Origin of the sequence: Paenibacillus helianthi (assembly GCF_001909055.1) — a bacterium.
Classification (GTDB): domain Bacteria; phylum Bacillota; class Bacilli; order Paenibacillales; family Paenibacillaceae; genus Paenibacillus_AQ; species Paenibacillus_AQ helianthi.
In genome coordinates, this window is sequence record NZ_LVWI01000057.1 from 1 (window position 1) to 24,592 (window position 24,592).

Here is a 24,592-nt window from a genome sequence, read left to right on the forward strand (position 1 = left end):
GGTAGCAGTTACTCTACCGGACGTTCTTCCCTGGCAACAGAGCTTTACGATCCGAAAACCTTCATCACTCACGCGGCGTTGCTCCGTCAGGCTTTCGCCCATTGCGGAAGATTCCCTACTGCTGCCTCCCGTAGGAGTCTGGGCCGTGTCTCAGTCCCAGTGTGGCCGTTCACCCTCTCAGGTCGGCTACGCATCGTCGCCTTGGTAGGCCATTACCCCACCAACTAGCTAATGCGCCGCAGGCCCATCCTCTAGTAGCAGATTGCTCCGCCTTTCATCCCTCGCCCAGGAGGGTGAAGGAATTATCCGGTATTAGCTACCGTTTCCGGTAGTTATCCCAGTCTAGAGGGTAGGTTGCCTACGTGTTACTCACCCGTCCGCCGCTAAGCTTACCCCGAAGGATAAGCTCCGCTCGACTTGCATGTATTAGGCACGCCGCCAGCGTTCGTCCTGAGCCAGGATCAAACTCTCCAAATTGGTATTTAGAAAGAGCGATTGCTCATTTTGAAACATCTGACGAGAATAAAATATTCTCTATTTTTGGATCTCACTTGCGTGAAATCCCACTCACTCGTTGTTCAGTTTTCAAAGATCAAGCTCGTCGTCGGCGCCGATTATCTCGTCACCAGCAACTCTTATAATATATCACGTTCGACCGAGTAATGCAAGCTCTTTTTTTCAACTTCTTTTCGAGCTCGGCGTTGATGTTTCTTGGCCGGACTAATAATATACCTCGACTTCCCTATATCATGCAACCTGTAATTTTTACCATTTAAATCAGAACATATAGACTAACGATTGGATATTAATAAAGCTCGAGTCACCTTAATTGATCTGCAAAAGAGGAGACCTACAAAATAGTGCAAACCTGCTCCGCAACGGTGTGAAGGTTGAGAAGACTGTCCCTCCGTTAAGCGTGGATGGTATCACTTATCCGGCAGGGACATATATAGTGAACATGCATCAGGCTAAACGCGGCTATGTCAACCTTGTCTGTAGATCGACTAACGAATTGCTTGTGATCAAAATGGCCATAACTTTGCTCTACAATGCTGGAACCGGGTATAAAAAAGGAAGCTGCCTGATCTCCAGATCGAATCTGAGAACAGTAGCTTCCAAATAGTTGCTCGACCTAGTACCTTTCAGCGCATCAGCGGACAAGATATGCAAGCTGCTCAAACCAGCGGAGTAGGCATTGCCGGAGCACCTTTATTCATATTGTCCGGTCTTGGATTTAAAGTGACAAATACGGCTACTGCAGACGTGCTGGTCAATGTTGACACGGGCTTGATTGCCGGCGTTAAACCTTTCATCGATATCGACGTACGATGCTGAGCAGTATTAAATCTCTGAATATCTTGCCGGGCTTGGATCACTCCAATCCGGTGAACCAGACGAAGAGCCGCAGCACATGAAGGCTTGTTCCATCTTCGCCATTATCGGCAGAAAACGATGCATCCCGTAATATTAATAAAGGCTATCAGCAACCTCACGCTTAAATAGCTTCATCAGAGAGTCTGTATCATCATTTCTTTTCAATAGAAGGGCATGAGCTTAAAAATATCCTTGGGATCTGTGCAGGTTGAGTTCTTCACTCCGGCCCAGATCGAAGCTGTTTGCCCGTAATTTCGCTCAAAATAGCTTTCTATTCTTCCCTTTAACGCGTCAGTGATGCTTAAGTACAGATCATATATATTTCCCTCTTCGTTATAGACAAGTGTGAACACCGAAAGGCGGATCATAGAGTGGTACCTATTGTTCCAGATTATTAGCCAAGGAGTCTTACTCTAGGCTCAATCTCTGCGGCCAGCCGCTTCTTCTCCACTTCCTCCATCACTCCCTCACCTTCCACATCGAGATTCGGAAGCAAGCGGTCCAGCCATTTTGGAAAATACCATGCCGACTTCCCAAGCAAGGTCATCACGCCGGGAACAATGAGCAGCCGGACAATGAAAGCGTCAAAGAGAACACCGAAGGCGAGCGCCAACCCCATAACCTTAACCATAGGCTCTTCTGCGAGAATGAATCCGGTAAAGACTGCAACCATGATCAGGCCTGCTGCCGTTACGACTCCGCCGCTGTTACGGATTCCGGCAAGAACGGACTTTTTGGCATCGCCGCTCTTCTTGAATTCCTCACGCATCCGGCTGACCAGGAATACTTCGTAGTCCATCGCCAGACCGAACAGGACGCCGACTACAATGATTGGCAGGAAATTAAACACCGGTGCCTTGGTATAGAAGTTGAACAGATTCTGGAAATGTCCATCTTGAACGACATAGGTAACGAATCCCAGGGTTGCACCAAGCGACAGGATGAATCCGAGCACTGCCTTGATCGGAACGAGAATCGAACGGAATACCAGCATAAGCAGTACAAAGGCCAAGCCAACAATAATGAGGCAAAATTTAGGCAATGCCTGGTTTAATTTCTGGGTGATGTCGATGTTGACAGCTGTGCTGCCGGTTACACCGATCTTAATATGATCCTGCCGTTCTATTTCCGGTGCCTTATCACGAATCAGATGGACAAGGTCTATGGTTTTCGAATCATTGGGTCCCGTTGTCGGCATAACAGTAATCAGCGAGATTTTTCCGGAAGGTCCAGTGACTGCCGGGTTTACCACCGCGACATTGGGATAAGTTTTTACTTCTTCAATAACTTTATTGAGATTAGCTGCTGCCTCTTTACCGCCATCCGTTTCGGCCAGAATGACTAACGGACCGTGGTATCCCTCACCGTAGGCTTCGGACAGGAGATCGTAGGCCCGCCGTTCAGTTTTATCCGGAGATTTTTGCCCGTCATTACCGAGCCCCGTCTCCATGTGGAAGAAGGGCAAAGCAATCGTTGACAGCAGGGCTACACCCAGTACTACAGCCATTAAGGGCTGCCCGGTAACAAATTTTCCCCACAGATTGGCGCGGCTTGCCGGCTTCTGATTGCTTCCTTTGCGCTTGGAACGCTTGGTGGGCACTTTAACCTTGCTCCCCAGCAGTTCCAGAATCGCCGGAACGACGAATATGGTCATAAGGATTGCGGTCAATACAGTAAGTGCTCCAGCTGTACCCATAGCGGTAAGGAACGGTACTCCAACGAATGAAAACCCGACAAGCGCAATAATGACCGTTACTCCAGCAAACACAACCGCACTCCCGGCTGTTCCGTTCGCGATGGCAATTGCTTCCCGTCTTTCGTAGCCTTCGGCAAGCTGCTGCCGGTATCTGGCGATAATGAACAGTGCATAATCAATACCGACAGCCAGTCCCAGCATCCCGGCCAGCGATAAGGCAAACGAAGGAATATCTAAGAAACTGGTTCCGATAATAATCAGCATAATCCCGAAGCCTAGGCCTAAACCCGCTGTAAGGATCGGCAGAACGCCAGTAATGATAGAACCTAATGCTACTGTAAGAATTACCAGGGCCAGCAAAACTCCGAGACCTTCGGTAGGACTGCTGGTTGCCATTTTCACATAGCCGTCTCCGATCAGTTCGGCCTGCCAGCCCGCATCCCGCAGACTTTCGGCAATCTGATTCACTGAATCCTTCGAAACGTCGGTGACATCTGCACCCGGAACTTTATAAGTAATTGTGGCATAGCCAATAGTGCTGTCCGCATTTAACGAATGGTTCTCGTACGGACCTACAACCGAAGAAACCTCCTGATCCGCTGCCACTTCTTTGAGCTTCACGGTTATAAGCTGCTGAGCTGCTTCAGAGGATAACGTCTCATTGTCCGGTGCCTTCAGCACCAGCTGGGTCTTGCCAAGGTTACCCTGTGGGTTTGGAAATTCCTTTTCCATAACTTCAAGCGTTTTTTGCGAGGCAAGCCCGGGTATACTGGTCTCCTCACCAAAATGGATTCCCATCGACAGCGCCACAATAGCGGCTACTACTAACAGAGTAATGCTTCCTATAAGGACTTTAATCCGGTTCTTCGCTGACCAAAACCCCAGCCGGTATAATAATTTAGCCATTTCAGTATCGCTCCTCCTTACTAATGTTTATCTATGTCTTAATCTTACAGACTGGATGACTGTTCAACATCGTCCAAACGGGCAGACCGCATTTGCCCATTCGGGCAGCCCGTTATCCCAAAAGAAAAAGCCCTACACACACCGTAGGGCCTCGCTTCAAAATGTGAATATAAAACAAAAACATGCGAAAGAATTCCTTCGCATGTCCAAGTTACATATGTAAGATCCCTCGTTCCAGACCGACAGCCACCGCCTGAGACCGCGAATCCACTCCAAGTTTGTTGTAAATACTCGTTAAATGTGCTTTTACCGTTCGTTCTGCAATTCCCATATCTGAGGCGATTTCCTTGCTTTTGAAACCCTGAGCTACGCTCTGCAGAATCTGAGTCTCTTTATCGGTCAGCAGGGATGCTTCCTCATTAGCAGAGTTATAAGCTTTGTGGTTCCCACGGGCGGCTATGACTCTTTCCATAATCTCTGGGGTAAGCAAGGTCTCCCCTCTCACCGCTGATTCAATATTCCTGAACAGATTCTCCCGGCTTGTATCCTTTAACAGGTATCCCCTCGCCCCCAAAGCCAGACCGTTAATCATTAAATCATCCTCGTTGTAGGTCGTCAGAATGATTACCGGAACGGGGCTGTTCTTGCTTTTCAATACCTTCATCGCTTCCAGTCCGCTCATCACCGGCATATTTAAGTCCATGAGGACAACGTCCGGCTGCAACTCATCAATGAGGTGTATCGCCTCCTGCCCGTTTCCTGCTTCCCCGACAATTTGAAACCGTTCGTCGGTTTCCATAATCAGCTTCAAGCCTTCCCTGACAACGAAATGATCGTCTACGATCAGGATTTTATACCGGTTCATATAGATTCTCCCTCGGTGAATGATACCTCAATTTGTATACTCGTACCTGCCGAACTGCTACGCACCTTCATTTCTCCTCCAATCAACCGCACCCGTTCCTGGAGGCCCAGTAGACCATAATGTCCGGCATCCTTTCCAATAGCGTCCGTGTTGAATCCAGATCCGTTATCCCTGATCTCCATAAATAACAGGCCTCTTTGATCAGACAGGGTAACCCATACCTTGTCTGCCTTGGCATGCCGGGCGATGTTGGTGAGACACTCCTTCACAATATGCAGACTGTGTTCCATTACCATCCTGGACAAGCGTTTGTCGAGTTTAAGATACGTTGCAACGGCTATACCTGTGGCCTCCGTAAAATGCTGGACCTCATCGTCAACGGCTTCCCTAAAATCAATCTCGGACGCTGATTTCGCCCGAAGATTATCAATAGCCCGGCGGGCTTCTGCCAAGGTTGTACGGGCCTGTTTCATGGACTGCTTGATGATTTCCTGAGTCCGCTCCATACGGCCTTGTGCCATGTGCGCATCTGCCGCTTCGAGTTGCATAATTAATCCAGCCACCCCCTGTGCCAGGGTATCGTGCAGATCGCGAGCCATACGTTGACGTTCATTGGAGAGTGTTAACTCCTCCACTTTCTTGTGGGCCTCCTGAAGATCCCGCAAGAAATTCTGGGTCTTGAGCCTTTCGTGAACCTGCTGAAAGAACAACAGGGCATAGGCCACAACAACAATCAGCATCAGGGTAAAAAAGGGAAGGAATAATATGAGTTCATCCGTATCTCCTAAAGTAAGCATTGCATCAAAAAACAAGATAATACTGATAAAGGCAACGAGAACGACTCTTTTGATCCGATAGGAAAAACCCAGACTTTGAGCGACTAAGACTGGAAGCAGGCCAATTAAAACGGCTTGATAACCGTCTGGCATCAGAATCGCGCATAAGTAAATCAGGATGCCTTGGATCGAAAAGTATAACCAGAATTGCTTGTTAGTCCTAATCCGAAATGAGTTCCAGTGTATTAAGACATGAACTGTGAAAAGACAAGTGAACGCTGAACTGGATAAAATCAAAGGGTCCTTAAAAAACTGCATGATTATTGCCGATACATAAACCGTTGACATCCAGATCAAAACTGAATGTCTGGATGTGAACAATTCATTAATAGATTGCATTCCAGCTCTTTGTTCTTTCACTTAGATATTCCTCCTTATCATCCATTATATATGACTTCTATTCTGACACTTGACTGTTAAGGTAGCATCGAAGATAATTACAACCTCACCAAAATACTCCAGCAGGAAGATCATTGATATAGAAAAGGGGCGGTTGTCATCAGTTGGTTAAGTGATCTCTATAAATTACAGAAGCGGGAGCTGAAAAAGGACGTCGAACCCTCTTTAATTAATGCCGTCTTCCGGATGTATGACAGATTCCCCAGGATCGGACTGAAGGAGCGGATCGGCCAGCAGGATATGTCTCTGGATATCGCTGACGCCTATATTAATGGCTATAACGCAATGATTGAAGCCGGAGTCGGCATCGGCAAGTCCTTTGCCTACCTTATTCCCGGCCTGCTCATTAACCAGGTCTCCCGGCAGCCGATCATTATTGCCACCTCCTCCATCCAGCTTTCAGAACAGATACATAAAGATCTCAGATTCATTGGAAGCCGTCTCGGATTCACCACGGTCCGCTCCGTTGTCGGAAAAGGCATGGGGCAATATGCCTGCCGGTACAGGGCAGCAGAGCTGTTCAAGCCTGATGATTCAAGCTCCTCCCCTCTGTCTACGCTCGCCGGGCGTATTTTGAATTACGAGATTGATGAAAGAGCGGACATTGAAGGTGGAACCAGTGATGCAGTATGGTCTAACGTTTGTGTAAATGACTGTAAATTTGAACATTGCCATTATAAAAGCACATGTACGTTCTACGAGATGAGAGCGAAGATTAATGCCAGCGCCGGCGATATGGATTTCATTATCGTAAACCAGGACCTGCTTATCCGTGATCTGATCAAGAAGAAAGAAGGAACCAAGGGCTTAATCACGGAACGGCCGGCCCTGATCGTCATAGATGAAGCTCATAATCTGGAAGCAAAGGTCAGAGATGCAAGAACACTCGAGTTCACCTTCCGGGGCACCTGCCGTATTCTGGACGACGTCTTGCAGATTCTCTTCAAGCAATCCGCAGATACGGGTCTTATGGGGCAATTCAAATTTGTAAAAAGATGCGTTAGCCATGTCTTTAAACAGGTAGAGGCGGATCTGCTTCACACAGCCAAACAGGACAATGACCGGATAAAAGTATCAGAGATCACAGGAATTCCGTTAAGACGGGCGGTGCAGATTTTGAAAGAGCTCAGTCTCAGCCTTTCCGTCTTAACTTCCCGGCGTGAGCGGGAAATCGACAATGCTTTTGAAGCCATGAATGGACTTATCGACCTCTTCGATGTGCTCGCCAGAGCAAAGGACAACTATCTCATCTGGGCAAGCAACAGCCAGCGGGAGAGTACCATTAGTATCTGTCCAAAGGGCATAAGCCAATTTCTAAAGTATACTTTATTTAACGGGAAGACATCCGTGATCTTAACGTCAGCAACCATGTGTCAAGGCGGAGAAACCCTGGAGGAACAATACGCTTATCTGACTGAGTCCCTCGGGTACAGGGGAGATTATATGGAGCGCCAGGCTTCACCGTTTGATTATGACGACCACACCATGATGTATATTGCCAAGGACGTCCCCTACTATAGCCATAAGGACCGGAAAAGTTATCTTGATGCGGCCTACAAGGAAATGCTTAGGCTCTGTAATTTAACGGGCGGGCGGACATTGGTCCTTTTTTCAGCTAAGGAGGATATGAAGTACATCCATGAGAAATTAAACTCTGAGGCGCTTACTTGGACGCTACATATGCAAAGAGAAGGATCGTCCCAAGACGGGGTGATCGCTGAATTCCGGGGCAGTAAAGGCGTCCTTCTTAGTACCGGTGTATTCTGGGAAGGCGTGAATATCGAAGGTTCCGATTTGTCGCAATTAATCATTTTCCGGCTGCCTTTCCCTGTTCCTTCCGATCCTATCTATGAATATAAGGCATCTCTGGCCGAGAATCCCTTAAAAGATGTGTTTGTACCGGACATGCTGCTTCGGTTAAGACAAGGAACCGGCCGTCTGATCCGCAGTGAAACTGACCTTGGTGTACTCAGCATACTCGATTCCCGGCTGTCCGCTGCAGCCAAAAAGGATTACCGGGAACAGGTGCTGGATGCTTTACCTTTTAAAAAGGTTACAGAGGATTTCAGGGTTCTGGAGAAGTTCGTAAACGAAAAAGGGATACAGCGTAGTGATCCGCACTCCCTCGCTTAATCACCACTCCATGAGCTCTTTAATTTGAGCAGTCAGTTTGTCCGCCGCTTTACGGTGAGTGGCCTGGGACGGGTGGAAGTCGGCTGCGTATCCGTCAGCTTCCAGCTGCACATCAAATTTCATTGCATTAATATTACTGTCGCCTGTTTGCAGGGTATATTGTTTCACGGCTAGTTCGACAAAAGGATACAGCCTGTCTCCCATGATACCCAGCGTACACAGAATCGGAGCATGCGGATTGTTGCGTCTGACCATTTTAAGAAATTCAACATATTGTTCAGCATATTCCGTCTGCTTGCCGGTATCCTCTTTGGTGTAGGAATCGTCATTCGTTCCTAGGTTAATGACAATCAGACCGGGCACAAACTTCCTGAAGTCCCAACGCAGATCCTGGGGCAGCACTCGATCATCAAATTTCCCCTCAGACTTCCCCACTTTTTCATAATAATCCGGGATCAGGTGCGTGCTAAGCTTTTGATCGTTTTCCGTATAGCCTGTAATGATGCCGTATCCGCTGTACGAAACCATGCTGTAGTCCGCATGGAGCTGCTGCGCGGTGAGGTAAGCATAGGTTTTGGTAACATCTTCCGTAGCCGTAGAAAAAGAATGCAGCCCAACCTCATCATCAACGCCATAGCCGCAAGTGATGGAGTCGCCGATAAATTCAATTTTATGTACTTCATCCGGGGTTGGCTTAATTCCATCCGCTGCATCAACAGCGATTTCCTGAATCCCTACCGTTGACATCGCCGCCTCTGATAATTTGATGAGCCTTATCGTGACGTTCTGCGCAGTTTCGCTTTCAAATACAGTATACGATTGGAGCGGTTGATCCACCTGATCGTCAATAACCCTTTTGCCGTTTACACTGATGCCGACTCTTGCGAGATTATTGCCGGATAAGGCAATAGCATCACCTCTTAATGTGATCTCCGCTTTTGTACCATGGAAGGAAAATTCCACGCCGCCGCCTGAGAGCGCCAGCCACAGTACATCGTTGGAATAATGAGTCCGTCCGATGATTTTCACATGTTCATTCGTTGCTTTATAACTTTGAGTTTTGGGGGACATAATAACCTTCCTTCGCAGCATTTATATGTGTAACAGTAACAAAGGTGCTTTCTGTTTTCAACAAGTCGCGTTAAAATCAATGCTGAAGCATCTTCACATACTGCTAGGAGGACATTATGGACATTCCCAGAGGTACCTATGGCTTTCGGTTCGCGGAAGATAAGGAGCTCCAGTTGTGCGTATTATTTGCGGCCGGGTCTGATTCAATCAGCACGCCTTCTTATCGCTGGGACGGTCTGGAACGGAACGATGGGCCACTTCTGTTGTTCCAATACACCCTCTCCGGAGAAGGCGTATTTGAGTCGGGGGACCGGACGCACCGTGTTACCGCCGGGCAGGCTTTTCTCGCCGAAATCCCCGGACCCCACCGCTATTATTATCAACCGGAATCAACAGAGCCTTGGGAATTCCTGTTCCTGCTCTTCCGGCCCGATCTGATTCTGCCTCACTTTCGCAAATTCTTGCGTGAAGCAGGAGAAGTTCCTTATCTGCCCGCAGACTGTGCGCCGATCCGGGTCTTACGGATGATTGTAAACGATGCCGCGGCCGGCAGAATCTCCGACCCTCTTATTGCCTCGTCGTGCATCTATCAGTTCATGACAGAGCTCTCCAGACTGCAGGTAACAACACTGCGGAACCGGGACAACTGGTCAGTGAACGTAAGGCGTGCAGCCGAATTTATTGAGCATAACTACTCACGAATGATCAGCATCGATCTGCTTTCCGAGCATGTAGCCCTGTCCAAATACCATTTGATCCGCCGCTTCTCGGCCAGCACGGGTCTGACTCCCGGCGCATATCTGACCCGTGTCCGTACGGAGAAGGCCATGGAGCTGCTCAGAGGAACCGGTCTCAGCATAGAAGCCATTGCTGAGCAGATTGGCTACTCCAGCGGCAGTTATTTCATCAAGGCGTTCCGCAGCTTAACCGGACTTACACCGGGAGAATTCCGAAGCGGGGGCGAAAGCCTAACCTACCGCAGGCTGTTTTTTGATTAACCGCAATATAGTGCTATTCGACTCGCAAGATTACTATAGATATCGCTAATCTCCTTTATTATGATGGAACTAGAAAGAGCAATAATACATCAGTAAAGGAGATTCACAATGGATCACAAGCTTGCAGCACCTACTCCGCCGCTGGGCTGGAACAGCTGGGACTGCTACGGCGCGGCCGTAACGGAAGAAGAAATACGCGGAAATGCACAGTATATGGCAGAACACCTCAAAGCCTTCGGCTGGAGCTATATTACCGTTGATATTCAGTGGTACGAGCCTTATGCGAACTCTTCACAATACCGGCCGTTTGTTCCGCTGATTACCGATGAATATTCCCGGCTGATGCCCGCTGAGAACCGCTTCCCTTCCGCAGCGGGCGGCCTTGGCTTCAAGCCCTTAGCCGATTATGTACACAGTCTTGGACTGCAATTCGGCATTCATATCATGCGCGGCATCCCGCGGCAGGCTGCCCATGCCGCCACACCGGTCTTGGGTACAACTGCGACGGCACGCGATATTGCACATACGAACTCCATCTGTCCATGGAATACAGATATGTATGGAGTGGACGCCTCCAAAGAAGGGGCACAGGCGTATTATAATTCTCTCTTTGAACTGTATGCAGAGTGGGGCGTTGACCTGGTGAAGGTGGACGACATCGCCGCTTCCAGGCTGTACGATACTCATCAGCCTGAGATTGCTCTAATCTCCCAGGCGATTGAGCGTTGCGGCCGGCCCATGGTGCTGAGCCTCTCTCCTGGCCCCGCTCCGGTGGAATACGCAGAATTCTTCACCGGACATGCCAACATGTGGCGGGTTACAGATGACTTCTGGGACCTGTGGCCGCTGTTGCTGGATATGTTCGACCGTTGCCGGAAATGGCAGGGCGTACCTCAAGCCGGCTGCTGGCCGGACTGCGATATGCTGCCGCTCGGCCATATTGGTATCCGCTCTGTGGATGGCGGCGGGGAGGACCGCTGGACCCGGTTCACGCGTGATGAGCAGCTGACGATGATGTCGCTTTGGAGTATCTTCCGCTCGCCGCTCATTTTTGGCGGTGAATTGCGGGACAATGATGACTGGACGCTTGCGCTGCTTACCAACCGTGAGGTTCTGCGCATGCACCGGGAGAGCCACGGAGCCAGGGAAGCGCTCTGCAAAGATGATCTTATCGTCTGGACCGCTGAGCACTCCGATGGCACTCGTTATGCTGCTGTATTCAACGTTGGTGAAAGCCCGCTGCAGTTGGATCTGGCCCTTGAAGAGCTTGGCCTGAGTGGTGCAGCCGCCGGCACCGAGCTGTGGAGCGGAACGCCTGCCGAACTTGCCGCAGGTGCGCTGAAGACCACAGTTGCACCGCACGGCGTACGACTCTATAGCTTCCTGTAGGGAAAGCCGGTTCTCCAGATTCGTCTGGAAAGCCGGCTTTCTTTTGGTGCAGAGGATTAGGCCTGGGTTATGCCAATGGAGATCAGGTCCTTCCATGTCTTCTCCCATATTGTCAGTTCCAGAAAACCTTTAATAAGTCAATCCGCTCAGACTTCTATCCACCCGTTGGTTATCACTTTTTCATACCAGAAAAAGCTGTCTTTTGGCATTCGTACTAATGAATTGAAATCTACATGAATCAATCCGAAACGCCTGCTGTAACCGTCAGCCCACTCGAAATTATCGAGCAAAGACCAGGCGATATAGCCCTTTACCAGTACCCCTGTCTCCATTGCCCGGTTTAACTGGGTTAAATGCTTGCTCAGATATGCAATACGCTTGTTATCCTGAACTTTTCCCTGATCCGGATTGTCATCATAACATGCTCCGTTTTCGGTGATGTAGATAGGGATTTGACCATAACGTTCCGTAATGTGTACTAGCACCTTATATAGACCTTCAGGGTAAATCGGCCAGTTAAAGTCTGTTCTTTCATAACCTTCATCTATGTCTTCAAGCTCAAATAGGCCGATATCCTTCTTATAGCGCCCCAAGGAGCCGGTATAATAGTTAATACCAAGGAAATCTATCGGCTGCTTAATATCTTCCATGTCCCCTTGCTGAACATTCACTTTCGCACCCTCGACCTCAAAGGCTGCAGTCATGAATTCAGGATATTCACCTTTAAAGATAGGGTCCATGAACCATTCAACCATCCACCCTATTCTGCGGCGGCAAGCACCGGCATCTTCCGGTTTAGAGCTAAACGGTTCACGCCAGCTTACATTGGGAGCATAACCAATTTGCCCAGGAACCCCCAGCTGCCGGAATAGCTTCACTGTTCTGCCGTGAGCGATCATCAGATGATGAGCAACATCAAGTGCGCTTTGCAGATTCTTCTCACCCGGAGCCAGGTCTCCAATATAATGGGCTTTGAAAGAGACACACCAAGGCTCATTGAAGGTAGTCCAGTATTTGATTTTTCCCTGGAATGATTTGAACATCTCTCCGGCATACAGGGCAAAAGCATCAATGGTATCACGATTCTTCCAGCCTCCTGTATCCTGAAGGGCCTGTGGAAGATCCCAATGATAAAGGGTACAAAAAGGCTCAATTCCGTTGTCGAGCAGCTTGTCCACTAGCCTATGGTAAAAGTGAAGCCCTTCCTTGTTAAGCTCTCCCGTGCCGTTCGGGAAAACTCTGGACCAGGATATGGAGAACCGATAAGTACGTAGCCCGAGCTCTTTCATATAAGCAATATCTTCCTCATAGTGATGGTAATGTCCACAAGCGATATCACCGTTATCACCATTTCGTATATTCCCGGGAGTATGTGCGTAGGTATCCCAGATTGAAAGGCCGCGTCCACCCTCGTTCCAGGCTCCTTCTACCTGATAAGCAGCAGTAGCTGCCCCCCACAGGAAGTCCTTAGGAAACTGTATAATTGACAATACAATTCACTCCATTTCCCTGTATATAAAATAATCAAAGTCTGCCTGCTTTCGGGTACCTCTCAAATCCTGTGCACACACTCCAACGAATGTCCCTGTAAATCTTAAAGGCTCAGCAGCTTCATCCGAAAGATGCAGAATATTAATCTCTTCGCCAACCGGGCACCAGTTATTATCCTCAGTTGCATAATAAAATTGCAGACGGTCCCGGTGGACTATAGCCTTTAAACGAACCGGACCATATTGCGGCAGCTGCAGATCAGCTGCGAGCAGCTCATCGTATACCCCATGCTTCGATTCAATAACTCCAATTACTCTGCCGTGCTTCTCGAGATGGGTAATCCTTAAGTACACATAATCTTCCGTGTTGTAATATAGAATTAGGCCTGCCATCTGCTGAAAGCTCTCCGGCTCGAACTCAATTACCGTCTCTGCCTCAATACTAAATGACTGCTGCCGACGGGCAATCAGACTCTGCCTGTGCAGAGAGCTTAAAGACTCCATTCCTTTTAAGCGCAGAAAACCCTCCCGTTCACTAAGGGTGAGCCAGCTTGAATCCGGCGGGATTCGGAGTGTGCTCCAATGGCCACTAAGCAAGGGTTCATCAAAATCATCCCGCTCCAGTTCCGGTTTAAACGGATGAAGCGGGAGGGCTGGAGCCTGTACCGTAGCAGAAGGAGCGTTCCCTCCCCCTTCCAAGCGGAGCCAGCCTTTCTCGTCCCAATAACATTTCTGCAGTGCTGTCTCCCTGCCCAGCGTACAATGATGACCATCCGCCGGTCTTGCGCAAAGATGGGCCATATACCATTCGCCATTTTGGGTTTCAACTAAGGAAGCATGCCCTGCTTTTTGGAGAGTCAACCCGGAATTACCACTGCTGGTCAGCACCGGATTAAGCGGATCAATTTCGTAGGGTCCATGAAGGCAAGCCGATCGCGCGACAGTAACGGCATGCTGGTACCGGGTTCCACCCTCCGCAGTAATCAGGTAGTAGTAGTCACCCTGCTTATACAGGTGCGGCCCTTCCGTAAATCCTAATTCTGTTCCTTCAAAGATGGTTGCAGCCGGACCCACCAGTCTTTGCTCCGAGTGTGAATATTCCTGAATGACAATGCCTCCGAACTTGTTCTTCCCCTTCCGGAAATCCCATAACATGCTCAGCAGCCATTTCAGTCCGTCATCATCATGAAATAAAGAGGGATCGAACCCGCTGCTGTTCAGATATACCGGTTCCGACCATGGACCTTCTATATCTGCTGCGGTCACAAGGTAGTTGTGGGTGTCCTTAAAAGCACCTTTGTGAGACTTAACATCTGTATAAATTAAATAGAAAAGACCGTTATCATAAGTCAGGCAGGGTGCCCATACACCGTCGGAATCTCCGTTCCCCTGCATGTTCAGTTGCGATATCCGGTCCAGTGGCCGCTTTAGCAATCTCCAGTGAATCAGGTCCTTGGAATGGTGAATCTGAACGCCCGGGAACCACTCAAAAGTGGAAGTGGCAATATAGTAATTGTCTTCTACGCGTACAATAGACGGATCAGGGTTGAATCCGCGTAGTATGGGATTAGTAATGGAATTCGTCATATTAATTCCCTCCTCATCAGGTCCCGTTAATGAGCTTCAGTTACCGATATCTGTGAAATTGTCACAGGACCAATAAGTCCGCTTGGCTCCTGCTGAGAGAAGGAAGACAAAAAGTCCCGCTGGTTTTTAACAAGCGTATTCGTAACCTCGATAACCAGGCTGTTGGTCCCTTTACGAATTGGACCCGCTATCTCCATCCGATAAGGCGGGCACAGGTTAACGCCTGCGTGTTCACCGTTAATCCACACTTCTGCCGTTTCATAGACCTCGCCTAGTTCAAGAAATGCGTTGTTACATGAAGCATTCCATTCAAACTCTGTCTCATAACGGAACGTACCGGAAAAGCTGGGCAGATCACCGGGACCACTCATATTCTGCAATGTGGTTAGTGTCCCCCACTCCTTGAATTGCGGATAATGATCAGCATCGGCAATGGAAACTGCCCATTCTCCACTCATTTCCAATATCGGACCCTCTGCCCTCCGCGGCAGACGGGCAGGATAATCTATTAGGGAAGGCCCATGCAAAAGGACAATGGATTCATATGGATGCAGAACAAGCTCCACCCTTCTTGCACCGGACTCTCCAGCGGCCTCCAGCCTGTTCACCTTATTAAGAAAAGCATGATAGGCATAAACATTACCTTGCACCGGCAGAACAATATTCGTAGAGATAATCTGATGCGGACTCTCGTTAAAAAACATAAACACATCTAAATCATCATGAGTATAGTGATAATTCCGGAGATAAGGTTCATATCCTTCAACTTTAACCTCAAAGTATCCATCTGCAGTCAAATCATCCGCCAGTTTGTCTAAAGCTACCATCCTCACGTTTGGATGAGCCGAAAGCAGTGACAGTTCACCGGTTACATTGATTCCTTCACTTGAGCGTTCCGGCAGTCCTTCAACAAAACGGACGGATAAACCTTGCTCAGCGAACTGGGCCAAGCGTTGTATCATCGCTGCCGGGAGTGCTTCCGCATAAGGTACAATCAGGCATCTATAATTTTCAAGATTGACATGCAGCTTGTTATCCTGAACATGAGCTGCCTCCAGAAGCACATCAACGGGAATCACTTCACAATCGATTTGATGCTGCATCAAGGCCTTGACCGGCTTATGAAAGTACATCGTGTTCCCTGACCATTCGGCTTCAGCATGATAGACGATGGCCGCAGACGCCACATGTATACCACCTGAGATCAGGTGACTAATCCGGTTAATGTACTGGTTCAGATAGCCATAGTAGCGGTACTGCGGATTCTGTCCGCCCGCATACATATGCGGCGGACAATCCGGCTCCGGAAAAGCTTTTTGGGTAAACGCATGCGGGACAAAATGATTGACGCCGCGGACGAGCATATGGTCTGTAAGCCACTTCATCAGCTTCAAGCCTTCCGTCCAGCCATAGGCCCCATAGACTTCACACATCGTCCGGCCTTGTTTCTTCGGATCCATGTGTCCCAGAGATACACCGAGCTTAGCGAGACCATAGTGGAAGAATTCACTATCCGTCTCTCCTCCCGTTGGCTGGCGGAAAGATAATTCATCAAAGCCGGGAACGATTTGCCACAGCACCACATCAATACCCGACATGTCTTGACCCCAGAGTGAGCGAAAGAAGTGTCCGGTGCCTGGACCCAGCCTTGCATGCACGTTGTTATCTTCAAGAACATGTCCGATGTATTCCACACCGCGGGCTCTGCACCAGTCTCCGATCTGACCGCAGAAATGTTCTGCATACAGCCTGCTGACGATATTCATATAGGTGTAGCGGATAATGTCCGATTGTTCCCCGGCATCATGCCAGAGAAGATACAGCTGTTTACGGTAGTCCTCTCCGAGCGCCTGCTCGAGCAGGGCCGGCATTTCATTGCTCCAAGGAAGCGGTACCCCTTGTTTACCTGGCTTTGAATTGAAATCAAAAGTCGTCTTATCATTATAAAATCCGGGTTCGTCTGAAAAGAATCCGGCAAATGTCTTGCCGAAATCATCCTTATAACGCTCATAAACAGGCTCATAAACCGTATCAAGCAGAATACGGACTGAATTTCGGACTAGCGGGTTCAGATAATCTTCCTGCTCCTTGCTGCCGCCATCCTTATTTTCCGAGATCATAAATACCCGCCAATACCCCTCTGGGATATCCCAATACAGAGTACCTTCATGTACAAATTCAGTGAGATCAACACATTCACTGAGTAATGTTCCACTCGATGGATCGCGGCGGACCGCAACCACTGAGATCAGTTTATTATTCCCTTTAGCGTTATGGCGCAAGGAGAAGGTTGGCCGGAGTCCGGTCATCAGCAAGGTATCCAGCAGCAGAGAGGTTCCTTGGGCAGGACCAATTGTATCGATATAGCGTTCACCCAAAAACTTACGCTGAAGCTCCTCTGGAGCCTCCTTCACCTTGCCTGCCGCATGCCCCGTAGGGAAATGATCATCATCCAGCAGCCATACCTTCATGCCGCGATTTCGCGCCTCATCCATAATGATATCCATATCCAGCCACCACTTTGGTCCAAGAAAGTCTGGATGAGGCCGTGCCTCCACGCACAACGCTCCAATTCCGGATTCATGGACACGGGCGATTTCTTCCCGGATTACAGCTTCTTCCTCCCCATGCTGCCAGAGAAAAGGAAGAATATAATTGTGTTCCTTGCCTTGCAGCACTTCCGTTATACGACTGCTCATGTTAACCTCCTGCAGAATCTAGTTCTGTTCTATAGTTTACTGCTGCACTTTGCTGTACCATTCTCTGGCACGCTTCGTGACCTCTTCACCGCCTGATTTGTTCCATTTCTCTACAAACTCATCAAACTTGCTGATGGGGTACTGTCCAATAATAATCTTGGCGGCATATTCAGCATAAAGGGTGCGGTTGTTAATGTCCGGGAAGCCGTCGTATACACTGGCAGGCATACCGTCACCGGCAATGACTTTGGCATACTTCTGAGCCTCCTTCATATTCCGGGTGACCTGATCAATGGCCCACTTACTGTCTTCTGATACCGTGCTGTTGAAAAGATCTATCGTAAGATCCAGTGTCGATATGCTTGTAGCCGGATTCAGAATCTGATTCTCCTGTGTGCTCTTGTCATCCGGGAGCTTAATGGCTTTTCCGTCTTTCATTGTATAGTGCATTCCTTCTACACCAAGAAACAGGTCTTTCCAGTTTTTCTTATCGTACACATTGTTAAGCAGCTTTAGCGTGGCCATCAGCTTTTCCTGATCCTTGTTGTTCTTGACAACCCACAGAGGAGAGGCAAATTTCTTCATCGTATAAAATCCTTTATAGCCTGCGACCTCAGGTACAGGAAGTACGGAAAACTCTGCCTTCACACCTGTGTTCTTATACAGGTTCTCAAACACCAAGTTCCCCTGCTCTACCCAGTGGAAGTAATTCCCCACCTTATTGGATTGGATCTTCCCTTCCCACTTGTCCTTACTATTAAGAACCGACTCCTTATCAATCAAGCCTTCCTTATATAGCTTGGCTATGAATTCCAATGCGGCTCTCATATTTGGCGTAACCGCAGAATAAGTCAGCTTGCCATCGTAAATATCCCAATCCGGATAACCCTCGAACATAGCCACACCATACATGGCGAACAAATGATCCATCCAGCGCACCTGCTCCCGGCCGCCAGTTGGAATCTCATCCTTCTGGCCGTTGCCGTTAGGGTCCTTGTCCCGGAAAGCCTCCAGCACCTTTACATATTCATCCTGTGTTTTTGGCATTTTCAGCCCCAACTTATCCAGCCAATCCTGGCGGATCAGCCCGGCGTATCTGCCGTATTCAACGACATTGGGAATATAATAAATTCTCCCCTGACCTGTAGGGTCATTTGCCTTGACCACTTTCCAGATATCTTCCGGAATAGCCTTCCACACGTTCGGCGCATATTTAGGCAACAGTTCAGTCAGATCGACAATCGCCCCGTTCTTCGCGAGACTGTCCTCAAGTCCTTGCTGAGGTACGAACAGATCCGGCATTTCGTTAGCGGCAATCTTAAGGTTCAACTGATTGAGATAGTTAGTTCCCCCGTTCCACTCCACATACGGATTAATAACCCCAACACCCAGCTTTTCCTTATAAAATTCGTACAGTTTGCTACCTTTGGTAACCGGCTGATACCCGATGTTGGTACCCCATACCTCAATATCAACTACTTGATCTCCGTTCGAAGCCTGATTCTGATTGGCGTTTGCGTTACCCGCTGAATTGTTTTCGTTCCCGTTACAACCGGTTACAGCAGTAACAGCGAGAGCGCTTGCGGCTAAGAATAAACCAACCTTTTTAAAACTCATGTTTCTGTATCCCCCCTCTAAAGCTATTTGTTACGGACTGAAGTCCTGATATCTTGTCTTAAGAAATCATCCTTTGACCGAACCAATCATTGCCCCCTTGACGAAATACTTCTGCAAGAAAGGATATACCACAACAATCGGAACAATTGCAAAGATAACCGTTGCTGCTCTCAGCGTTCGCTCATTGTAGTTAAGACTCATCGTCGATGAGGCCCCCGCCATAATAACGCTGTCATCGGTGATAAATTGGCGGATTTTGATTTGCAGCGGGAACCAGTTGGTGTCCTGAAGGAATAACAACGGATGCTGAAACTGATTCCATAGCACGACACCATAAAACAAAGCAAGGGTTGCCAGTACAGCCTTGGACAATGGAAGCACAAACTGGAACAGCATCCGGAAATATCCGCAGCCCTCCAAAAAGGCCGCTTCCTCAAGCTCCTTAGAGAATTGCTTGAAGAAGGTTCGCATGATGATCAGATTGAACGGATTCAAAATATGAGGGATAACCAGGACCAGCGGATTGTCATACAGGCCGATACCACGTACGGTCAGGAAATACGGTATGATAGGTGCCTTGAAAATCATCGCAACTACAACAGCCATCATAATGACCGAACCCCACCGGAATTCCGGCTTTGACAGCGGATAGGCGAACAAGGCTGTCATCAGAAGGGCCAGTACTGTTCCAATCACAGTCGTACTGAGCGTCAAAAAGAAGGACTTCCATAAATCAGGACGGTCGACAATGTACTTCCAGGAGTCCAAAGTAAATTGCTTCGGCCACAGAGTGACAAGGTTCATATCTACTGCACTTTTGGAGCTCAAGGAAGTAGAGATTACGGATACAAGCGGTACTAGCGCTACGACAGATAACAGGATGAGTAAGCCGGTAATGACTCCTACGAATACTTTTTCTCCTCTTGATGCAAGCATAGTCACCAGAGCCCCCCATCCGAAACCTTATTGGACAACTTGTTAAACGTATAGACCATGATAAATCCAATTACCGATTGGAACAATCCAACTGCTGTTGCAAAACTATACTGTCCTTGCTGAATGCCCGTTCGGAACACATAAGTATCCAAGATATCTCCCACGTTGTAAGTCATCGGAGTCAGCAGGTTATATACCTGATCGAATCCGAGATCCAAGAAATTCCCGATATCGAGCAGGAACAGTACAAGCACGGTAGGCAGCAGAATCGGGAATGTAATATGTCTGATTTGTCTGATTCTGGAGGCCCCATCGATCATCGCTGATTCATAGAGCTGAGGGTCAATTGCACTGATTGCGGCCATGTAGACCACGGTTCCCCACCCAGCATCCTTCCATATGGAAGCCAGCACATAAATCGGTCTGAAGTATGCGCTTTCCTGCATCGCCAGTACAGGCTCGGCACCAAACCATCCAAGGATAATGTTGAACATTCCGCTTAGTGAAAAGAAATCGAAGAGAATCCCTCCTACGATTACCCATGACAAGAAATGCGGGATGTATAGTGCAGTCTGAATTCCTTTCTTCAGTGCCGATTTCCGGATCTCATTAATCATTAGCGCCAGCAGAACTGGAACCGGAAAAACAATCGTAAGCTTGAATAATCCCAGCAGTAGAGTGTTGCTAAATACATTGAGAAAGTCAGGATGCTGCAGCAGGGTTTCAAAATGCTTAAATCCTACCCAAGGACTATCAATAAAGCCCTGGAATACGGAATAGTCTTTGAAGGCGATTACAGCACCAGCCAGCGGAATGAATTTAAATACGATGAGAAATATAATTCCCGGAATCGCCATCACATAAAGCGGCCAGTATAACTTCATCTGATGAGATGCAATAGATTTCAATGTTTTCCCTCCTAATATCTCGTGTTGAATTCGTTTACAATGTAACTATATAATTATCAGATTCATCGCTCAATCAGGCGTTTTTAAGTTCCTACCAGGTCATTTAAAGGAATATCTGATACGTATTTCTTAGGAATCCCTGCGAGCCGAGCGGCCCCCTTCTCTCAGACTGCCCGGTATACACACCCTTCAGTTATCCCTGTTTCATTAAAGGCATCAACTCTTACATACAGCGGCTGATCTTCAATCAACGCTTTAATTGTTAATTCATTACAGCCGAATACCATATGGCTATGGTACAGCTTGTCCGGAGCAAATCCCCAGAGCACATTATATCCTGCAGCTTCATCTCTCTCCCAACTTACGGAAAGATCAAGCTTGCTTATCCATTCTGTTTGGACGCCACTGACTTGTCCCGGGGACGTTCCCTTGCCGATCCCAAACACTCTAAGTCCGGAAATACAGGCAGACTGATTAAAGGGTAATGAAATTACTGTACATTTGATAAATCTGGCTTTCGTCCCCTCCTCTTGCAGGACTAGATCATGCGGCAAATTGGTATTTGCTTCAGATTTATCTTTCATTACAAAGTATTCCTTGCCGTCCGTTGAGCCTTCGAGAAGCCATCTGGTATAATACTGACGATCATCTATCAGTCTTTCACCTTGCAGCGTTGTTTCCATAGGAAGGGTTGCATTGATCTGATCATCAGCAAAATTGATCTGCACCGCATGCACATCGCATACATGCTCCAGATCGATTTCCAGCCATTCTCCAGGGGAGTTGGACTCCGCCCTCCACCAGGTCTGTACATTTTCGTCCGTTGCCTGGAATGCCTGTCTACCTTCTTCATGAGAAGAGGCTTCAGCCGGTTTGCCGTAAGATAGCAGCATCCACTCCGGATGGCTCCATGGATTCATCTGCCTTTGCTCGATTTTATAGGGCCAGTCTCCATACCGTTGATTACAGAATAACTCTCCGTCCTGATCAAATCCCGCCAGCCAGAGCCCAAGTCTTCTTTCGAATATATAATTCATACTGATTCTCATGGAAGAGGCATGCCATAGATTCCCATAATTATCTGTCATGGTTGACCCGTGTCCGGCCCCTGGTATAAATCCTCCCGGCTTGTAAGAAAACGGGTTATTGGCTGCCAGCGTAAATGGCCCTAGAGGTTTGTCCGAAATATAGACACCGTCCGAGTAGATGTTATGTTCTGTCCCGGGGCTGGCATATTGAAGATAATATTTCCCGTTATGCTTCTCCATCCAGGCTCCCTCAATGTAAGGATCGTTTCCTATAGTGTTTTTAAATTTAATCAAAAGTTCTTCCGGAGCATCAGGATGCATCCCGGCAAATTTTTGAACGATTTCTTCAATCTCTTCTGGTGATCTGAGGTTATGATTTTCACCTTTTCTTTCATAGCCAATCTTAGTACTGTTACCATAAATAAGCGGAGATGCTTCTCCTATAGGCTTCATATCCTCCAAATTAAGCTCTACTCCGTAAATAGGCGTCTGGTTGGAACACCCCCAGTAGAAATAGATCCTTCCGTCATCATCCAGGAACAAATTGGGGTCCCAAAAAGGGAACGTCCCCTGGATTTCCTCAAATTCACCGCTGATCGGATCTTTTGTCCTGTAAAATGAGCAGTTTCTTGATTTATTCGATGCTGAAAAATAAAGATACTCCCCGATTACCCGCACATCAGGAGCGTAGTCGTAAACCGGCACTCCCTTGAGCGGGTGGAAGGTCCAATCGGTCATATTGCTGCTTGTCAGAAATCCAGCCGTCATCGAAGGAAACAGATAATATTCTCCATGAAAGATAACCAGCGACGGGTCCGCAGCTTCCCTGAAGGTAACTCGGGTCCCTGCTGTCTCTACGATCTGATATTTATATTCAATATTCAGCGGATTACATACATAAGTCATTTCTCTTCACATCCCTTTACTTTGGTATCAACACCTAAATCTACAGGTTTTACACAGAAAATCCGCCCGACTGTAAAATGTGTCGAGCGGAATTTTAGCGTTAATCCTTTATTTCTTGACTTTTGCGTACCATTCTCTGGCCCGCTTAGTGACCTCTTCACCGCCGGACTTATTCCATTTCTCTACGAACTCGTCAAACTTGCTGAGCGGGTATTGTCCAATAATAATTTTTGAAGCGTATTCCACGTAAAGTGTACGATTGTTTATGTCCGGGAAGCCCTCATATACACTGGCTGGCATGCCATCACCAGCAATGACTTTGGCATATTTCTGGGCTTCCTTCATATTACGGTTCACCTGATCAATCGCCCACATTCTATCCGCTGAAGCAGTGCTCTTGTTGAGATCCATCATGAAATCAAGGGTGGATATTTTGGAATAGGGATCAAGAATCAGGTTTTCCTGTGTGCTCTTGTCATCCGGCAGCTTCGTGGCTTGGCCATTCTTCATCGTATAATGCATGCCCTCTACGCCTAAATACAAATCCTTCCAGACTTTTTTGTCATACATGTTGTTCAGCAATTTTAGAGTAGCCATCAGTTTTTTCTCATCTTTGTTATTTTTCACTACCCAAGCAGGAGGAGTGAATCTTTTCCAGGTATAGAAGCCTTCATAGCCCTCAACTTTTGGAACAGGCAGTACAGTGAAATTAGCTTTTACGCCGGTATTTTTGAACAAGTTCTCCAGAGGCAAATAACCCGATTCTACCCAATGGAAGTAATTCCCTACTTTATCGGATTGAATCTTGCCATCCCACTTGTCTTTGCTGTTCAGCAGCGACTCCTTGTCAATTAATCCTTCCTTATACAGCTTCGACATGAACTCCAAGGATGCTTTCATGTTCGGAGTCACCGCGGAATAAGTCAGCTTACCGTCATAAATATCCCAGTCCGGGTAGCCTTCAAACATCGCTACACCATACATCGCGAACAATTGGTCCATCCACCGTACCTGCTCCCGTCCGCCGGTAGGAAGTTCATCCTTCTGCCCATTGCCATTAGGGTCCTTATCCCGGAAAGCCTCCAACACCTTTACATACTCATCTTGGGTAGTAGGCATTTTCAAACCAAGTTTGTCGAGCCAATCCTGGCGGATCATGCTGGCGTATCTTCCGTAGTCAACCATACCCGGAATATAATAGATTTTGCCCTGGCCCGTAGGATCATTTGCCTTTACGATATCCCACATATCCTGCGGGATGGCATTCCACAGATTCGGTGCATACTTAGGCAGCAGTTCTGTCAGATCGGCAAGTGCACCGTTTTTGGCCAAGCTGTCCTCGAGACCTTGCTGCGGCAGAAAAAGGTCCGGCATTTCGTTAGCAGCAATCTTCAGGTTCAACTGGTTAAGATAATTCGTTCCTCCGTTCCATTCCACATATGGATGGATGACGCCAACACCGAGCTTTTCCTTATAGAATTCGTACAGCTTGCTTCCCTTCTCAATCGGCTTATACCCAATGTTAGTGCCCCAAACTTCAATATCGACAATTCCATCTCCGCCAGCAGCCTGATTCTGGTTAGCAGCTGTTGAACTTCCGGAATTGTTATTGTTCCCGCCGCAACCGGATATGGTTGTAATGGCCAAGGCGCCTGTCGCTAACATCAACCCCATTTTTTTGAATATCATCTTGTTCCCCCTTAACATTTTTTGAATCCGCTTACAATTAAAATGATACAATCAGTCAATTCCAC

The 24,592-nt window shown here is 47.9% G+C and carries 17 protein-coding genes and 1 rRNA gene; 5 read left to right on the forward strand and 13 right to left on the reverse strand.

Annotation, left to right across the window (positions count from 1 at the left end; all coding sequences use genetic code 11):
* Window positions 1-477 (reverse strand): 16S ribosomal RNA (locus A3844_RS21365); the annotation flags it as partial.
* A 475-nt stretch (window positions 478-952) separates the two neighbouring features.
* Between A3844_RS21365 and A3844_RS21370 the strand changes: the two genes are divergently transcribed.
* Window positions 953-1,123, forward strand: a complete 171-nt coding sequence (locus A3844_RS21370) for a hypothetical protein (protein ID WP_167374717.1) — start codon at window positions 953-955, stop codon at window positions 1,121-1,123.
* A 41-nt stretch (window positions 1,124-1,164) separates the two neighbouring features.
* Window positions 1,165-1,335, forward strand: a complete 171-nt coding sequence (locus tag A3844_RS32840; protein ID WP_167374718.1) for a hypothetical protein — start codon at window positions 1,165-1,167, stop codon at window positions 1,333-1,335.
* 433 nt (window positions 1,336-1,768) lie between these two features.
* On the opposite strand, the gene A3844_RS21380 is transcribed toward A3844_RS32840, so the two are convergent.
* From A3844_RS21380 to A3844_RS21390, 3 genes are all read right to left on the reverse strand, one after another.
* Window positions 1,769-3,976, reverse strand: coding sequence for an MMPL family transporter (locus tag A3844_RS21380; RefSeq protein ID WP_074103448.1), 2,208 nt, complete (start codon window positions 3,974-3,976; stop codon window positions 1,769-1,771).
* Window positions 3,977-4,187: 211 nt separating this feature from the next.
* Window positions 4,188-4,841, reverse strand: a complete 654-nt coding sequence (locus tag A3844_RS21385; RefSeq protein WP_074085761.1) for a response regulator — start codon at window positions 4,839-4,841, stop codon at window positions 4,188-4,190.
* On the reverse strand, window positions 4,838-6,037 hold the full coding sequence (locus A3844_RS21390) for a sensor histidine kinase (RefSeq protein ID WP_074103447.1): 1,200 nt from the start codon (window positions 6,035-6,037) through the stop codon (window positions 4,838-4,840). The genes A3844_RS21385 and A3844_RS21390 overlap by 4 nt, the downstream gene beginning before the upstream one ends.
* A 225-nt stretch (window positions 6,038-6,262) precedes the next feature.
* Between A3844_RS21390 and A3844_RS21395 the strand changes: the two genes are divergently transcribed.
* Window positions 6,263-8,209 carry an ATP-dependent DNA helicase gene (locus tag A3844_RS21395; RefSeq protein ID WP_244169820.1) on the forward strand — a complete coding sequence of 649 codons (1,947 nt, stop codon included), beginning with the start codon at window positions 6,263-6,265 and terminating at the stop codon, window positions 8,207-8,209.
* Here A3844_RS21395 and A3844_RS21400 read toward each other — a convergent pair whose 3' ends face one another.
* On the reverse strand, window positions 8,210-9,280 hold the full coding sequence (locus A3844_RS21400; RefSeq protein WP_074103445.1) for an SGNH/GDSL hydrolase family protein: 1,071 nt from the start codon (window positions 9,278-9,280) through the stop codon (window positions 8,210-8,212).
* 116 nt (window positions 9,281-9,396) lie between these two features.
* On the opposite strand from A3844_RS21400, the gene A3844_RS21405 reads away from it, so the two are divergent.
* Both A3844_RS21405 and A3844_RS21410 read left to right on the forward strand, forming a co-directional pair.
* A complete protein-coding gene (locus A3844_RS21405) occupies window positions 9,397-10,278 on the forward strand; it encodes an AraC family transcriptional regulator (protein WP_074103444.1) in 882 nt (293 codons plus the stop codon).
* Window positions 10,279-10,386: 108 nt separating this feature from the next.
* Window positions 10,387-11,667, forward strand: coding sequence for a glycoside hydrolase family 27 protein (locus tag A3844_RS21410; RefSeq protein ID WP_074103443.1), 1,281 nt, complete (start codon window positions 10,387-10,389; stop codon window positions 11,665-11,667).
* A 146-nt stretch (window positions 11,668-11,813) separates the two neighbouring features.
* Here A3844_RS21410 and A3844_RS21415 read toward each other — a convergent pair whose 3' ends face one another.
* The 8 genes from A3844_RS21415 to A3844_RS21450 all read right to left on the reverse strand — a co-directional run bounded on the left by A3844_RS21415 (window position 11,814) and on the right by A3844_RS21450 (window position 24,527).
* The gene (locus A3844_RS21415) at window positions 11,814-13,157 is read right to left on the reverse strand and encodes a GH1 family beta-glucosidase (RefSeq protein ID WP_074108402.1); all 1,344 of its coding nucleotides are present in this window, start codon (window positions 13,155-13,157) and stop codon (window positions 11,814-11,816) included.
* A gap of 6 nt (window positions 13,158-13,163) precedes the next feature.
* The gene (locus tag A3844_RS21420) at window positions 13,164-14,744 is read right to left on the reverse strand and encodes a glycoside hydrolase family 43 protein (protein WP_074108403.1); all 1,581 of its coding nucleotides are present in this window, start codon (window positions 14,742-14,744) and stop codon (window positions 13,164-13,166) included.
* A gap of 26 nt (window positions 14,745-14,770) precedes the next feature.
* Entirely contained in the window at window positions 14,771-17,443 is a 2,673-nt protein-coding gene (locus A3844_RS21425; RefSeq protein ID WP_074108404.1) for a glycosylhydrolase-like jelly roll fold domain-containing protein, read from the reverse strand.
* A 36-nt stretch (window positions 17,444-17,479) separates the two neighbouring features.
* Window positions 17,480-19,060, reverse strand: coding sequence for a type 2 periplasmic-binding domain-containing protein (locus A3844_RS21430; protein WP_074108405.1), 1,581 nt, complete (start codon window positions 19,058-19,060; stop codon window positions 17,480-17,482).
* 66 nt (window positions 19,061-19,126) lie between these two features.
* A complete protein-coding gene (locus A3844_RS21435) occupies window positions 19,127-19,996 on the reverse strand; it encodes a carbohydrate ABC transporter permease (protein ID WP_074085770.1) in 870 nt (289 codons plus the stop codon).
* Between the two features lie 2 nt (window positions 19,997-19,998).
* A complete protein-coding gene (locus A3844_RS21440) occupies window positions 19,999-20,904 on the reverse strand; it encodes an ABC transporter permease (protein WP_074085771.1) in 906 nt (301 codons plus the stop codon).
* A 164-nt stretch (window positions 20,905-21,068) separates the two neighbouring features.
* Window positions 21,069-22,838 (reverse strand): family 43 glycosylhydrolase, encoded by a 1,770-nt coding sequence (locus A3844_RS21445; RefSeq protein ID WP_074108406.1) that lies wholly within the window; start codon window positions 22,836-22,838, stop codon window positions 21,069-21,071.
* Window positions 22,839-22,946: 108 nt separating this feature from the next.
* Complete coding sequence (locus A3844_RS21450) at window positions 22,947-24,527, reverse strand: type 2 periplasmic-binding domain-containing protein (RefSeq protein WP_074108407.1); 1,581 nt, start codon at window positions 24,525-24,527, stop codon at window positions 22,947-22,949.
* Between the last annotated feature and the right edge of the window lie 65 nt (window positions 24,528-24,592).